Below are 14,192 nucleotides of genomic sequence, written 5' to 3' on the forward strand. Positions count from 1 at the left end.
AATAATTAAGCATATAAATAACGTATATTTCGTATTGCAAGAACAACTTGGTTTTCGGAGAAAAGATTTTCTTATGTTAATACAATTTTTACTTTTCATAATGAAGACCTCCTTGCTATTTTGGTGCAAATATCATTCTCACATTACATAGTGAGATATGTTTCCAACTGGCAATATAGGGTTTTTTGACATTCATTACGCAATTAATTTTATATAGACTCATATGGTTCAACATGAATAATCGTTGAAGTCTGGCTACCAAATTTTGATTTAAGCACGTTTTCAATTTTATGTTGCAAAGCATGTGCCTCAGAAACTTTCATATCTGGAATAACCAATACATGTAGATCGAAAACTGTCAAGAATATTACACAAATAAAACAGTTAATTTTTAAGAACATTTTTCTTTCCAAAATTGATTTGGTGTTTTATAATCAAGCGATGAGTGCATTCTATCACTATTGTAGTACAACTCAATATATTTGATAATTGCACGCTTCGCTTCCTTGAACTTTAATTTTGAAATGTCCTCAATTTCTTGCTTAAGGGTTTTCCAAAATGTTTCTATAGGTTGATTGTCACTTGGATTTCCAGGTCTAGACATGCTTGAACGCATTTTGTAACCTATAAGAATATCCTTTGTAGCGTTTGAGGTATACTGACAACCACGATCTGAATGAAATATAACACCCTCTGTAGGCTTAAATCTATGATACGCCATGTTTATAGCTTCATGTACTATTTCTTGTCTCATGTGAGTGTTTATATTCCAACCTACTATTCTACGCGAAGCTACATCAATTATTGCACTTAGATAAAGCTTAGATTTATAGATTTTTATTTCAGTAATATCAGCACACCAAAGAGCATTTGGATTAGTGATAGAAAATTTATCTACAACCAAATTCTCACTAAGATATTCTGCAGATGTCTTTTTAGCGTAGCTTTTACGTTTTTTACCACATTTAGGTTGTAGTCCATTATGCTTTAATATTGAAGTAATTTTGGGTTCCGAGACATGGATATCCCTATTTAAAAGTTCTTTTCTAATACGAATTCTACCATAGTTTCCATGATGTCTTTTAAAACAATTAATTACTTCCTGCTCAACCTCTATTTCTTTAACTGTCTTACATTTGAATTTGTGTTTATACAAGCCACTTCTTGACACTTTTAAGATACGGCATACTAAGCTTGTGTCATATTGATTGAGTTCTTTTTTGGCAAACTCTAATCGTGCTTTTGTTGTTTCGCAAAGTATGCCGCTGCTTTTTTTAGTATTTCAACCTCTTGCCTGAGAATTTCATTTTCCTTCTCAAGTTTCTTTAATTTAGCGTCCTCTGGACGAAGCTTTCCACTACCTACAAAAGCTTGATGTCCGTAAGTTTTAAACTCATCAATCCATCTATATAGCATTATATGGCTAATGCCAAATTTTTCAGCGACAACCTTCGGTTTTAAACCTTCGTTTACCACTAATTCGCATGCTTGAATTTTAAAATCACTTGTATATTTTCTTGCCATAAGTACACAACCTCCATTTGTTAAAATTATACTATATTTTTAACTGTTTTAGGTGTGTACTTTTACTATACAACTTTCATCTATAAACACTTCATCTTTTCTTCCTCTGCTTCTTATCTTATGACACTCTTTTACTTCTTCACACGACATTGTTGCTTCATATATTTCTTCACTGTTCAGAACTGCTGAGTCCGTTAATGTTTTGGTTGCTTCCATAAAAATTTCAAAACTTGCCTTAAATATAAACAATGAAATTAGTAATGATACGCATCCATCTATTATTGGAGGAACACCCATTCGCAATAAGATCATTGTAACAATAACCCCACACGTAATAAGTACATCGCTTTTTGTATGTTCCGAATCCGATATCAAAACATCACTTGATAGTTTTATCCCCTGTGAACGTTCATATATAACAACAAAAATATTTACAATCAATGTACAAATCATTACAACAAAGCTAATCGTAGATATCTCAGGTGTTTTGGGATGTATTATATTTATTATAGAATTATATGCAACTTTACTTCCTACAACAAATAATAACATTCCAATAATCATGCTTGAAATAGTCTCAAATTTCTTGTGCCCATATGGATGATTTTTGTCTATCGGACGTCCGGCAATGGATAAACCAACAATACCTACAATATTGCCGCTTCCATCACTTAAAGAGTGATAACCATCTGCGATTATACTTCCACTATTTGCGATTGTTCCTATGACAATTTTAAATATGGCAACTCCAAAGTTCAATCCCATGATAATCCATAACACCCATATTGCTTGTTTTGTATTTCCTGATTCTTTATTCATTGGTTCTCCTTTTTCTATATCTTTGATCCGCAATTCATGCAGAATTTTGCGTTTGGTAAAAGCTTTTCCTTACAATTAGGGCATGTCAATTCTACGTTTACCCTTTCACCACATTCCAAGCAGAATTTTGAACCCGCAGGGATTTTAGAATTGCATTTACTGCAAATCAAATTATTATGCTGACCTATGGTCTGATTTTGTAAAGGCTGATTCGCTTGTATTGGTTGATTTGGATACATTGGCTGATTAGGGTTGGGTTGGTTCGTATACGGTTGCTGATTTGGATACGGCTGCTGATTTGGATAAGGCTGTTGATTTGGATGAGGCTGGTAGTAGGGATCATAATGATCCTTTGAATGGCTTCCCGAAAAAATAGTATTAAAAAGATTACCCAAAACTCCATTTTGTCTGTAATGATTGTATCCATTATTACCGTTTTTATAGTGATGACCTTTTGATGATTTTGAAAAGAAACTCATTTTAATCACTCCTTTATTTTTTTAATGATGGGATTTCACTTATATTTTTTAAGAACAATATAGTAATATCCATACGATAGTTCAATGTTGGTAGTTTATTTAGCATTTTCTAAAACGTATTTTAAACTTGAATATCCTGCACTCTGTACTAAAGCATTATAGCGAATTGTATTTTCTGCCAATGCTGCTGATTCAGTATCTATATCCACATTATTACCATCCAGTCTATAACTTAGATTACTGTTTTCTTGTATAACTTCTATATCAACATTTTCTACATCGCTATTTTTAAAATCACTTTTACTAATTTCTTGAAGTAGTTGTTCTTCAAAGGTTACCGTTTTTCTTTTATAATTTGGTGTATCAACATTTGCAATATTCTGAGCTATTACTTGATTGCGCATCCAACTTGCATCTAAAGCCTTGTGAACGATATTTTTACTCTCAAATATTTTATCGGATTAACCCCTTTGTTTTGGACAAGGACTAATAAATTCTCTACTTTTCTTAGATTTACGCCCTTATCTCAATATTGGTTAGGCTTTCTCCAAAATAAAGGTTGTAAAACTCATTTGGTGACATAAACTTTAAGCTTGAATGCATTCGCCTATCGTTATAAAAGTCCATGAATTCGTTTACTATCTCATATGCTTCCGCATAATTTTGAAACTCATTGATTTTTAAACATTCATCCTCAAGTATTCTATGAAATGATTCTACATGAGCGTTTTTATTTGGTGTCTTTACTGGTATTCTTTCATGTTCTATTTTAATTTCTGTGCAGCATTTGCTGAATTTATGGCTTACAAACTGTGGACCATTATCTGTTCTTATTACGGGCTTTTTAGCTCCTTCCTCAAATAGATTTCTTCTTATTAGGCACTTTCTAAGTAATGCGGTAGCATCTTTAGCTTCACAGTGTAATCCCATATGGTAATCGATAATACTTCTATCAAAGACGTCAATCAAGTTTAACAGGTAAAAGAATTTATCCTCACCTTGGATGTAGCCATATTTTATATCCATTTCCCATAGTTGATTTGAGCCTGTTATAGTTCTGTTAGCTGCAATAATTCTCTTTATTTTAGGTTTAATAACTCTTTGATCTTTGAGCACACAGAGTTCTTTACATAGTCTATAAACCTTCTTATGATTAATCACAAGATTATAATACTTTCTTAAGTGGTGGGCTATTTTTCTATATCCATAGTTAATAGCATCACCATCGATTGACTCCATAATAAATTCTTTAATTTGCTCATCGCATATCTTTTTATTCTCTTTGTTTAAGCTATATCCTCTAGGCTTTCCGCCTTTAGGTTTTGCTTTTTCTTTGCCTTCCACATTTAAGTTATAGTAATATGTTGATCTCCCAAGCTTAACTACTTTCAGTACAAAAACTGCGTTATATCCTTGATCTATATACTTTTTAGCTATGTCTACTTTATCTTTAATTGAGGGTTTGCTTTTTTTATTAAGTCTTTAAGAATTGCTATTTCTAAGTCTTTTTCTCCTAATAACTTTTTTAACTGATCATTTTCTTTTGTTACTTCTGTAAGCTCGCTTTCAAGCTCCTTTTCTCCCCCAATTAAAGTCTTTCTTCCTGGCTTAACTTTAATTTCATCCTTAGCTTTTGAATTTTTTATCCAAGTAAATATGGTTGACTTTGACACTCCGTGTCTTCTTGCAACTAGTGAAACATTTCCTACTTCCTGTACTTCTCTTAATATTTCATCTTTTAGCTCTTTTGTATAACTTTTACCTTTCATAACTTACCTCCAATCACTTTCTACATTATAATAAATGTATAGGCAATTGTCCAAGTCAATCTAGGGGCTTAAGAGTTATCAAGCATAATAGTATCTCCTCTCACTGTGAATGGTTATCGCGGTTAGTAAATTTGTACATTGTTTAAATAACATAGCTCTTAATCTAGTAGTAATACTTCATCGATATCTGATGAAACTTTAAGTCATAATTCCATCAGATATCAGTTAAGTCATTTTATGAAATAACTAAGCATTTATCATTTGATAATTTTCTTAACAAGTTTCACAATTTCATACCACAATACAGCTGCAGCTGCTATTCCTACTGCTCCAAAAAACTGACTGGCCGATAGTGGCTCAAATTTTAAGAAATGGTTAATTGGTGTATACAGGATAATGAGCAACCCAAGGACTGTGAAAATATTAACTGCCCACATAACCTTATCCTTTGCAAGACGAACAATTGATTGAAATGCAAAATCGTGATCCGAGCTATTAACCTGAACTAAAAACAGATTTGATAACATAATAATTGCAAGCCCCATTGCACGAGCTAATGGTGCATTGTCGGGATTGCCTCCAAGAATGGTAAAGTAAGTACCAAAGGAAGCTGCAAAAATTACGAGTCCCTGAATAATACTTTTAATAAAGATTCTTGCGTTTAATAATTTCTCTTTCGGATTGCGCGGTTTCCTATCCATAATGTCTGATTCAGCAGGCTGACGCTCTAAAACGATGGAACAGGTTGGATCTATAATCAACTCCAGTAAAACAACATGAAGAGGCAGAAGAAGTATTGCTGCTGGTGTTATACCCAACATTGGAGCTAAAAGTGAGGCAAATGCTATCGGAATATGAATTGTGAAAACATATCCTACTGCCTTACGAATATTATCGTAGATTCTTCTACCATCTTTCACTGTTTCAACGATGGTTGTAAAGTTATCATCCATTAGAATTAAATCAGCAGCTTCTCTTGATACCTCGCTACCACGCTTGCCCATTGCTATACCGATATCCGCATATTTAAGTGCCGGTGCGTCATTTACACCATCACCTGTCATTGCAACGATTTCTCCATTCTCTTTAAATGCTTTAACAATACGCATTTTATGTTCAGGAACAACACGGGAGAAGATACTTACGTCCTTGACTTTTTCACGAAGCTCCTCGTCACTCATTTCATTTAACATATCTCCAGTTATAATATGGTCACTGTTTGGCATACCAATTTTTTTTGCTATGGATGAAGCGGTAATACCATTGTCACCTGTAATCATTACTACGCGAATACCAGCTTTGTTACAGACAGCAATATCATTTTTTACGCTCTCTCTCGGAGGATCGGCAAGACCAATTAATCCAAGAAGTGTCAGCGAACAATCTGTGATTTTTTCTGGAATGTCACTTTCGGTTTGTGGCTTCATGTTAGCTACGGCGATAACACGTAGTCCTTCTTTAGACATTTCAGTAATTTTCTGTTCAGTAAGCTCTCTATCCTTATTTGACATATTGCAAACAGTCAAAATTCGCTCTGGCGATCCCTTAGCAGCAATGATGATTTCACCATTTCTGCGCCATACATGCCCCATCATTTTCAGTTCATTTGTAAAGGCATACTCTGTGATAAGTTCTCCGCCAAACAAATGCTCCTTCGAAATTCCATGACTATCACAATAACTTAACATTGCTTTTTCCATGGGATCATAAGCATCTGTCTCACAACCAAGTCCCATAGTTTCAATGAGAGAATGTGTATCATCGTTCAGTGCCCAGGTATTCTGCACAGTCATCTGGTTCATGGTTATTGTTCCCGTCTTATCAACGCATAGTACAGATACTGCACCTAAAGTCTCAACAGATGGTAATTTACGCACAAGGGATTGTTTTTTTGCCAAGCGCCAAGCTCCCATAGATAAGAATACGGTTAGAATTACAGGAAATTCTTCAGGTATCATCGCCATTGCAAGAGTTATACCTGAAAGAATACTTTCAATAATTCTATCCCCAAAAACATGATCAGGAAGATTAAAATAGGTAACCACTCCGACAAGTGCAAACAGTACAGCTGCAATTCCTGCACAAATTTTCACTAGATTACCTGTTTGTTTCTGGAGAGGGGTATCTTCATTTGGTGCTGAGGCTACATTAGCACCGATTTTACCATATTCAGTCGTTGCACCGATTTTATCAACCAATACAGTTGCTGTTCCTTGAGTTACCAATGTTCCCGCATAGCAATAATCTTTACGCCAATAATCTTTCGTAGGCTCTGCGTTTTCTGTGTTTATCTTCCAGACTCCCTCTGCCTCACCGGTAAGGGAAGACTCATCGACACAAAGGTCATTGCATTTTACTACAATACCATCAGCCGGGATTTTCACACCCTCATAAATCATCATCAAGTCGCCAGGTACAAGGTCTGAACTTGCGATAACAGTTTCTTTTCTATCACGGATTACTGTGACATGAGGAGCCGATAAATCTTTAAGTGCATTTAAAGTTTTATCTGTTTTCCATTCTTGAATAACATCAATACTGATAATACCTATAACAAAAATCAGCATGATTGCACCATCCCTTGGTTCCCCAAGGATAAAATAAATAACTGCAGCAACAATTAACAGTAAAAACATCGGCTCACAAATGATGTGAAAGACCTTCTTAATGAAGCTATCTTTCTTTTGTGGAGTCAATTCGTTTTTACCATATTTGTCCTGCAGTTTCTTCGCTTCGACGGAGCTTAGTCCCGCCATGCTTTGTTTGTAGTCTGTCATAAAAGTTACCTCCGTTTAGCCTATTTGGCATTCGATTGATAGCTCTATGGCACTCCATTCAAGTTCACTTTGTTCCTTTAGGTATAAAAAAAACACACCTATGGAACATACTACTGTCCCACAGATGTGTATAATATCACAATCTGCTGCCACACTTTGGTGGCCCAGCCCCACGACCTTAATGAATAAGGTTCATCGCCTGCTCAGTTTGTACTGTTGATCTCGCATTTCAAGTAGAAATGTAATGCAGCGCAAAGAGATATTATTATCATATCGAAATATTATTTAATTGTCAAGACAATTGGATGGATTTGTTAAAGTTTTTTTGTTTTAGTGTATACATCAATTAACTGTTCTTCCTATTATTTTATTATTTCTCCGATAATGATAAATTATTACAAATTATTAATATCCACTACTCCTAGTTCTGCTTATTCTTTAACTTTTTTCATAAATAAATACGCCACAACTACAAAAACTACACCTGAAACAATCACTGTTATCTTTGTATACACATCAGTGCCTGCTACATCTTAGTTGCTGTCATTTGCATATCTTATACAATTGAACTATTTCTAGCAAAGCCTGATTGGGGATTGGCAGGCTTACATGTACTTTTACCATCATTACCAAATGGAGAAGCCGTGCTTATTGCTGTTGGAATGTTAGGTGCTACAGTAACACCGCATGTAATTTACCTTCATTGTCAAAATTGTACGATGCAGAAATAAGGATTTATCAGTAGAAGATAAAAAGAAACATTTAAAAATGGAGAGATTGGACATTACCATCGCTATGAATATCGCCTTCATAGTTAATGCAGCAATGGTAATTGTATCAGCTTCTGTATTTTATAGAAATGGTATGGTTGTTGAATCCATTGAACAAACACATAAATCGTTATCCCCCTTGCTGGGTGCCGCATCAAGTGGCTCTTTCGGTTTGGCACTTATAGCATCTGCTCTTTCTTCTACCGTTGGTACTATGGCAAGGCAGACAATAATGCAGGGATTCATAGTCCTTAATATCAATGATAATGTAACGAGGCTCGTAACAATGTTTCCAAGTATGCTCATAATAGTTTTAGACCTTAATCCGATGAATGCTCTTGTTTTAGTCAGGTCACATTAAGTTTTATACTTCCAGTTGCTATCATTCCGATGTTATTAATTACAAAAAGGAAAGATTTAATGGGTTCCTTAGTAAATAAACCTATTACGAATATAATGGGATGGATTATATCAAGTGGGATAATAGCTGCAAACGCAGTTCTTTTATTTTTGATATTTACCGGAAATGTATAAAAAAACATAAATTTAAATTGTTACCCATGCTTACTTTAATACTACTAGAACCAATTCTCAGTTTTTGCTGACACCATAGTACTTCAAAATGGTGATAAGGATAAAAAGCTCTTTGTCAGTATTGAGGTAGGAAGAAATGCCTTTATTTAAATTATAAACAGTACAAAAAATATGTTAAAGACTCTACAACAATCTATGCATAAGATCAGTTGCTGATTCAGATACTTCGATTACGCATGCCAATACAGTATTTGCCTTAACTCGCAAGGCAAAAAGCAGTTCTCTAGTCTCAACGTGGCTCGAGTGCTTATTATTGATGTCTGCGTTCTTGGGAACATATCACCATGGAATTTTTATGAAGTGTAGATTATATTTCACTTCGTATTGAGCACCAAAAGCTTATGGATCAAGAAAAGTAGTAACGGTCAAGGCACCCCCAACTCAAAAAAACTTCCCTCGATATATTCCCATTAACACACGCTCTAAACCTTTTGATATACCAGAACATAATGTCCCAGTTGGAAGTAGGTTAAACAAGAAGAAGCCCATCCAAATCCAATATTTCAATTTTCTTGTGTATCTTCTGTTTAATAAGTCCTGCGTCCTCAAGCTCACTTAGCTTTCTACTTATGGTTTCCGGAGTTGTACCTAAATAGGATGCTAAATCTTTTTTACTCATTGGTAATACAATTTTCCCTGATTGTTTCTCATCACCCATGCACTCAACTAAGAAAAGCGCAATCCGGGTTTCCACTTTTAAAGTAGCAAGTCGAGAAGTTTGTTTTTCTGAATGTTCTAATCTATTTGAAAATTCAGCTAATATTTTCAACGAAATGGAGGGATATTTCATAAGAAATTCTTGTAAATCAGTACGTTTTATTGTACAAACCTGGGTTGCTTCCATTGCTTCTGCATATGATTCATGAATCGATTCGTTAAACAACGCCAATTCTCCAGTGAAGTCTCCTATACGTAAAATACGTACCAGCTGTTCTTTTCCAGATTCAGATAACCTGTATATTTTAATTTTTCCTTCGCTTACTATATATAGTGATTCCGAAAAGTCACCTGCTTTATAAATTATCTCTCCCTTTTTAAATGAAACAGTTCTGGTTACTTCCATAATTTCAGCCATTTGTTCATCTTCCAAATGGTTAAATATTGGAACTATAGAAATACACGCGTTGTGTTGCCTCTTAAGCCCCTAGATTGACTTGGACAATTGCCTATACATTTATTATAATGTAGAAAGTGATTGGAGGTAAGTTATGAAAGGTAAAAGTTATACAAAAGAGCTAAAAGATGAAATATTAAGAGAAGTACAGGAAGTAGGAAATGTTTCACTAGTTGCAAGAAGACACGGAGTGTCAAAGTCAACCATATTTACTTGGATAAAAAATTCAAAAGCTAAGGATGAAATTAAAGTTAAGCCAGGAAGAAAGACTTTAATTGGGGGAGAAAAGGAGCTTGAAAGCGAGCTTACAGAAGTAACAAAAGAAAATGATCAGTTAAAAAAGTTATTAGGAGAAAAAGACTTAGAAATAGCAATTCTTAAAGACTTAATAAAAAAAGCAAACCCTCAATTAAAGATAAAGTAGACATAGCTAAAAAGTATATAGATCAAGGATATAACGCAGTTTTTGTACTGAAAGTAGTTAAGCTTGGGAGATCAACATATTACTATAACTTAAATGTGGAAGGCAAAGAAAAAGCAAAACCTAAAGGCGGAAAGCCTAGAGGATATAGCTTAAACAAAGAGAATAAAAAGATATGCGATGAGCAAATTAAAGAATTTATTATGGAGTCAATCGATGGTGATGCTATTAACTATGGATATAGAAAAATAGCCCACCACTTAAGAAAGTATTATAATCTTGTGATTAATCATAAGAAGGTTTATAGACTATGTAAAGAACTCTGTGTGCTCAAAGATCAAAGAGTTATTAAACCTAAAATAAAGAGAATTATTGCAGCTAACAGAACTATAACAGGCTCAAATCAACTATGGGAAATGGATATAAAATATGGCTACATCCAAGGTGAGGATAAATTCTTTTACCTGTTAAACTTGATTGACGTCTTTGATAGAAGTATTATCGATTACCATATGGGATTACACTGTGAAGCTAAAGATGCTACCGCATTACTTAGAAAGTGCCTAATAAGAAGAAATCTATTTGAGGAAGGAGCTAAAAAGCCCGTAATAAGAACAGATAATGGTCCACAGTTTGTAAGCCATAAATTCAGCAAATGCTGCACAGAAATTAAAATAGAACATGAAAGAATACCAGTAAAGACACCAAATAAAAACGCTCATGTAGAATCATTTCATAGAATACTTGAGGATGAATGTTTAAAAATCAATGAGTTTCAAAATTATGCGGAAGCATATGAGATAGTAAACGAATTCATGGACTTTTATAACGATAGGCGAATGCATTCAAGCTTAAAGTTTATGTCACCAAATGAGTTTTACAACCTTTATTTTGGAGAAAGCCTAACCAATATTGAGATAAGGGCGTAAATCTAAGAAAAGTAGAGAATTTATTAGTCCTTGTCCAAAACAAAGGGGTTAATCCGATTATATAAAATTATATTCCTTTCCCGTTTAATTCTCAACAATTCCAAAATTTTTATCCTATTTCCTAATACGCATAAGTTTCTCCCATATCTCTTTCAACATCTTATTTACAGAATTTATATCAGGACAGCTTATCTTTCCTTGGTGGCAAAGCATAGTTAACTGATTAAGGTTTGTACCTACTTTAGAAAGCTGATGAGTAAAGTCTTTTATTCCATCAATAACCACAATTTCTTTATTAAGTGCAGAAGATATAACATAATTGCTAAAGGTCATATTAGCTTTCTTTGCTCTCTTTTTTATTTGCTCTACTTCTTCTTCTGTCATTCTTATATTAGTTTGAACATTTCTTTTTCTCATTCCTTCACTTCTTTCTTGAAAGAATCATTTTTAAAAAGGGTTTTGGGGATTTCCCAACTTTATACAAGCTATTGGCTATACCAATAGGAAGCTTGCCTTCACCTCAAGCCCATGGCTTTCGCTCAGTCCTCTTGGATATTGAAAAAAGAACTAAACTTCGAATTCCTCATCATTTTCCTGTTCCATTTCACAAATTCTTTCACTTTCAACCTCCCTTCCAAACCTTATATCTATTGAATTCATTGCCAGATTATAATTTTTATCATCTAAACTATAAAAAATATCAATAGGTGTCGTATATTTATCTTCATAGTTGTTGAACAAATTAAAAGCTAATCTTACAAGAGCTTTTGCACTGCTAGAAAGATCAACAGTACCATCATCAAGACAGTTAGCTTTAATACCATTACTTTCAAAGTCATATAGAAAGCTTCTCTTTCTATATAAATCCTCATTACCTGCAATAATATAAAATAAAGAGTACCTTTCAGTATCTCTAGGATGTGTATTGTCCTTCTGTATTAGTTCATTAAAATTGACTGCATGTTCCTTATTTAAAAATTGCATTTCAAATCATCCTTTGCCTTTCTAAATACTCATATCATCAAACTCATTTAAGTAATTATTACTTCCATACATAGATTCATTTTCACTTATTTTTGTTACTTTTGACTCCTCATCTAAAGCTATTAAATCTTCATTAAAATCTTTTCCTTTAGGTTTATGCCTTACAATTTCATATCTATCTTTATATTTATTAAAAATTTGATTACATGCAAAATGCCCTGCCTCATCATTATCAAGACAGAGCATTATTTTATTTATATTAGGATTTTCTTTTAAGTAGTATTCAAGAGCTTTATCCGCAACTCCTCCAAGAGAAATACAGTGATTATCAAAGCCTCGTATATTGTGTTTTTTTATCAATGTAAGATAGCTCATTAAATCTATAGGGGCTTCAAATATACATACTGTATTATTCTTTCCTTCCTTACAAAATGGATAGGTTTTATCTGAGTTTTTTACATCACATCTAAAAGAATTCCCTGTAGTATTAGTACTTCTTATACTTGCATATTTGGGATTATTTTCCTTATCAAAGCCTACAAATACGCAGCTACCATGTGTATTTTCATATAGCTTATGTTCTTTAACAAAATCTCTTACAATTTCACTATCAATGCCCCTTGAATTAATAAGATAGGCAAAGATATGTTTAAAGGTAGTATTTTTTTCTGGAAGAATAAATTCTCCTTTTGTTTCTTCTTCAATAACTTCTGGAGGTTTATATCGTACAATTTCATCTGTTTTTCCTATTAGAGTTTTTACTGCATCTACCCAGGACTTATTCTCCATTTCCATTACAAACTGAATAGCTCCACCACCTTTATTCTGAGAAAACCAATTCCATTTATGGCCATCACTATGAATATATAAACCTCCATAGCCATCTATTTTAAAGGAACGAGAAGTAACTTGCTTTACTGGATATCCTGCACTTAAGGCATAGCTTATTATATTTACACTATCAGCTTTAGATATTTCTTCATCAGTAAATCTTAGTTTTTCCATTGCCATGGACTATTCCCTCCTATAAATAAAGTTAAAGCTCCAATTCCTCGTCTAACTGAGAATTGAAGCTTTGATTTTCTTCTAATATATTTTTATTTTCTATTTTTATTGGTTCATAGCTAGCTAGTTCATTTATAGCTTGTGGCATATAACCTTTTTCAGCCATAGAACAAAAATTCACTCCTGCAACTATTATATGATCATGTATTTTTATATCTAATGGATGAAATATATTTACAAGCTTTTGTGTTAATGCTTTATCCTCATTGGATGGGGAATTAGAACCTCCTGGATGATTATGTGCTAATATCATTGCTTTGCAGTCACAAGCTAGAGCTTCTTTTAAAATGTCTCTTGGATAAATTACTGCTTGAGCTATATTACCTTCTGACATTATTTTTGTCTGAATTATGTTGTTTCCATTATCTAAAAATGCCACCATAAATTTTTCTTTATCCTTTATACCACTTAATAATGGAATAAAGTAATCAGCTGCTTCTTTGGGAGATGAAAACTTAATTTTATTTTCACTTTCATGTACTTTAAGTAGGTTGTAAGAAGCTATAAATTCATTAAGCAGTCCTATTTTTTGAAGTTGCTTTTCATTTGGTTCTATAACTTTTGGATGCTCTAATATATTAAAAGGATTATTTTCTTTTGCATATTCTTGAATTTTCTTTATAGGAATACCTGTCAAACTGGTTAAGCCTTTTAAAAAGTTATTAGTATAGGGCATGTTCTTATCCATTTACACCGCACCTCCCATATTTTCTATAATCATCCCTAAGCTTTCTAATTTTTCATAAGTATCATAGGGAAGTTCCATTTTGTCATAGTCTTTTATAAAATTATCTACTCCATAGTTTTCAATATAACCTGTTATTTTTTCTTCGGTGTCTATATCAAGTTCTAAAAGCTGTGCTATTAAAGAACTTATATATTTATAGTTATCTCTATTTATTCCTTTATTTTTATTCACTTACCTCACCCCATCTTTTTCAAAATCT

At 33.3% G+C, this 14,192-nt stretch carries 17 protein-coding genes, 1 pseudogene and 1 riboswitch; of the genes and pseudogenes, 3 read left to right on the plus strand and 15 right to left on the minus strand.

Annotated features, from left to right (window positions below; all coding sequences use genetic code 11):
• Positions 1-209 precede the first annotated feature (209 nt).
• The 9 genes from BN2665_RS27905 to BN2665_RS17095 form a co-directional block, all read right to left on the minus strand.
• Positions 210-401 (minus strand): cation transporter dimerization domain-containing protein, encoded by a 192-nt coding sequence (locus BN2665_RS27905; protein ID WP_055668280.1) that lies wholly within the window; start codon positions 399-401, stop codon positions 210-212.
• Complete coding sequence (locus BN2665_RS17060; protein WP_154674973.1) at positions 392-1,261, minus strand: IS3 family transposase; 870 nt, start codon at positions 1,259-1,261, stop codon at positions 392-394. Before BN2665_RS17060 ends, BN2665_RS27905 begins: the two co-directional genes overlap by 10 nt.
• On the minus strand, positions 1,231-1,524 hold the full coding sequence (locus tag BN2665_RS17065) for a transposase (RefSeq protein WP_055668282.1): 294 nt from the start codon (positions 1,522-1,524) through the stop codon (positions 1,231-1,233). The genes BN2665_RS17060 and BN2665_RS17065 overlap by 31 nt, the downstream gene beginning before the upstream one ends.
• A 48-nt stretch (positions 1,525-1,572) precedes the next feature.
• Complete coding sequence (locus tag BN2665_RS17070; RefSeq protein WP_055668283.1) at positions 1,573-2,343, minus strand: cation diffusion facilitator family transporter; 771 nt, start codon at positions 2,341-2,343, stop codon at positions 1,573-1,575.
• Between the two features lie 14 nt (positions 2,344-2,357).
• Positions 2,358-2,822 carry a zinc ribbon domain-containing protein gene (locus tag BN2665_RS17075; RefSeq protein ID WP_055668284.1) on the minus strand — a complete coding sequence of 155 codons (465 nt, stop codon included), beginning with the start codon at positions 2,820-2,822 and terminating at the stop codon, positions 2,358-2,360.
• A 95-nt stretch (positions 2,823-2,917) separates the two neighbouring features.
• Positions 2,918-3,274: a flagellar basal body rod protein FlgB gene (flgB, locus tag BN2665_RS17080; RefSeq protein ID WP_074042330.1), complete on the minus strand. Its 357-nt coding sequence runs from the start codon at positions 3,272-3,274 to the stop codon at positions 2,918-2,920.
• Positions 3,275-3,335: 61 nt separating this feature from the next.
• Positions 3,336-4,277, minus strand: a complete 942-nt coding sequence (locus BN2665_RS17085; RefSeq protein ID WP_154674971.1) for an IS3 family transposase — start codon at positions 4,275-4,277, stop codon at positions 3,336-3,338.
• Positions 4,262-4,591: a transposase gene (locus BN2665_RS17090; protein WP_055668276.1), complete on the minus strand. Its 330-nt coding sequence runs from the start codon at positions 4,589-4,591 to the stop codon at positions 4,262-4,264. The genes BN2665_RS17085 and BN2665_RS17090 overlap by 16 nt, the downstream gene beginning before the upstream one ends.
• A 257-nt stretch (positions 4,592-4,848) precedes the next feature.
• Positions 4,849-7,368 carry a cation-translocating P-type ATPase gene (locus BN2665_RS17095; RefSeq protein WP_055668286.1) on the minus strand — a complete coding sequence of 840 codons (2,520 nt, stop codon included), beginning with the start codon at positions 7,366-7,368 and terminating at the stop codon, positions 4,849-4,851.
• Between the two features lie 111 nt (positions 7,369-7,479).
• Positions 7,480-7,585, minus strand: a riboswitch (NiCo riboswitch).
• A gap of 313 nt (positions 7,586-7,898) precedes the next feature.
• Between BN2665_RS17095 and BN2665_RS27615 the strand changes: the two are divergent.
• Positions 7,899-8,672 (plus strand): annotated as a pseudogene (locus BN2665_RS27615) (Nramp family divalent metal transporter); the annotation flags it as partial.
• 529 nt (positions 8,673-9,201) lie between these two features.
• Here the strand turns inward: BN2665_RS27615 and BN2665_RS17105 are convergent.
• A complete protein-coding gene (locus BN2665_RS17105) occupies positions 9,202-9,807 on the minus strand; it encodes a Crp/Fnr family transcriptional regulator (RefSeq protein WP_082435938.1) in 606 nt (201 codons plus the stop codon).
• Positions 9,808-9,940: 133 nt separating this feature from the next.
• Between BN2665_RS17105 and BN2665_RS17110 the strand changes: the two genes are divergently transcribed.
• Positions 9,941-10,270 carry a transposase gene (locus BN2665_RS17110; protein WP_055668276.1) on the plus strand — a complete coding sequence of 110 codons (330 nt, stop codon included), beginning with the start codon at positions 9,941-9,943 and terminating at the stop codon, positions 10,268-10,270.
• 47 nt (positions 10,271-10,317) lie between these two features.
• Positions 10,318-11,196, plus strand: a complete 879-nt coding sequence (locus BN2665_RS17115; RefSeq protein ID WP_242865980.1) for an IS3 family transposase — start codon at positions 10,318-10,320, stop codon at positions 11,194-11,196.
• Positions 11,197-11,310: 114 nt separating this feature from the next.
• Here the strand turns inward: BN2665_RS17115 and BN2665_RS17120 are convergent, their stop codons facing one another.
• From BN2665_RS17120 to BN2665_RS17140, 5 genes are all read right to left on the minus strand, one after another.
• Positions 11,311-11,613 carry a MobC family plasmid mobilization relaxosome protein gene (locus tag BN2665_RS17120; protein WP_055668288.1) on the minus strand — a complete coding sequence of 101 codons (303 nt, stop codon included), beginning with the start codon at positions 11,611-11,613 and terminating at the stop codon, positions 11,311-11,313.
• Positions 11,614-11,763: 150 nt separating this feature from the next.
• A complete protein-coding gene (locus BN2665_RS17125; protein WP_055668289.1) occupies positions 11,764-12,180 on the minus strand; it encodes a DUF6075 family protein in 417 nt (138 codons plus the stop codon).
• 21 nt (positions 12,181-12,201) lie between these two features.
• Complete coding sequence (locus BN2665_RS17130; RefSeq protein ID WP_055668290.1) at positions 12,202-13,191, minus strand: DUF3991 and toprim domain-containing protein; 990 nt, start codon at positions 13,189-13,191, stop codon at positions 12,202-12,204.
• 25 nt (positions 13,192-13,216) lie between these two features.
• Positions 13,217-13,933, minus strand: coding sequence for a JAB domain-containing protein (locus BN2665_RS17135; protein WP_053241524.1), 717 nt, complete (start codon positions 13,931-13,933; stop codon positions 13,217-13,219).
• On the minus strand, positions 13,934-14,164 hold the full coding sequence (locus BN2665_RS17140; RefSeq protein WP_055668291.1) for a hypothetical protein: 231 nt from the start codon (positions 14,162-14,164) through the stop codon (positions 13,934-13,936). It abuts the gene before it with no gap.
• Positions 14,165-14,192 lie beyond the last annotated feature (28 nt).

It is taken from the genome of Desnuesiella massiliensis, from assembly GCF_001403615.1.
Lineage (GTDB): Bacteria > Bacillota > Clostridia > Clostridiales > Clostridiaceae > Desnuesiella > Desnuesiella massiliensis.

Coding starts and splice junctions, on each gene's coding strand:
- BN2665_RS27905 (WP_055668280.1), bottom strand. CDS start 401: ATGTTCTTAAAAATTAACTGTTTTATTTGTGTAATATTCTTGACAGTT.
- BN2665_RS17065 (WP_055668282.1), bottom strand. CDS start 1,524: ATGGCAAGAAAATATACAAGTGATTTTAAAATTCAAGCATGCGAATTA.
- BN2665_RS17070 (WP_055668283.1), bottom strand. CDS start 2,343: ATGAATAAAGAATCAGGAAATACAAAACAAGCAATATGGGTGTTATGG.
- BN2665_RS17075 (WP_055668284.1), bottom strand. CDS start 2,822: ATGAGTTTCTTTTCAAAATCATCAAAAGGTCATCACTATAAAAACGGT.
- BN2665_RS17090 (WP_055668276.1), bottom strand. CDS start 4,591: ATGAAAGGTAAAAGTTATACAAAAGAGCTAAAAGATGAAATATTAAGA.
- BN2665_RS17095 (WP_055668286.1), bottom strand. CDS start 7,368: ATGACAGACTACAAACAAAGCATGGCGGGACTAAGCTCCGTCGAAGCG.
- BN2665_RS17105 (WP_082435938.1), bottom strand. CDS start 9,807: ATGGCTGAAATTATGGAAGTAACCAGAACTGTTTCATTTAAAAAGGGA.
- BN2665_RS17110 (WP_055668276.1), top strand. CDS start 9,941: ATGAAAGGTAAAAGTTATACAAAAGAGCTAAAAGATGAAATATTAAGA.
- BN2665_RS17120 (WP_055668288.1), bottom strand. CDS start 11,613: ATGAGAAAAAGAAATGTTCAAACTAATATAAGAATGACAGAAGAAGAA.
- BN2665_RS17125 (WP_055668289.1), bottom strand. CDS start 12,180: ATGCAATTTTTAAATAAGGAACATGCAGTCAATTTTAATGAACTAATA.
- BN2665_RS17130 (WP_055668290.1), bottom strand. CDS start 13,191: ATGGCAATGGAAAAACTAAGATTTACTGATGAAGAAATATCTAAAGCT.
- BN2665_RS17135 (WP_053241524.1), bottom strand. CDS start 13,933: ATGGATAAGAACATGCCCTATACTAATAACTTTTTAAAAGGCTTAACC.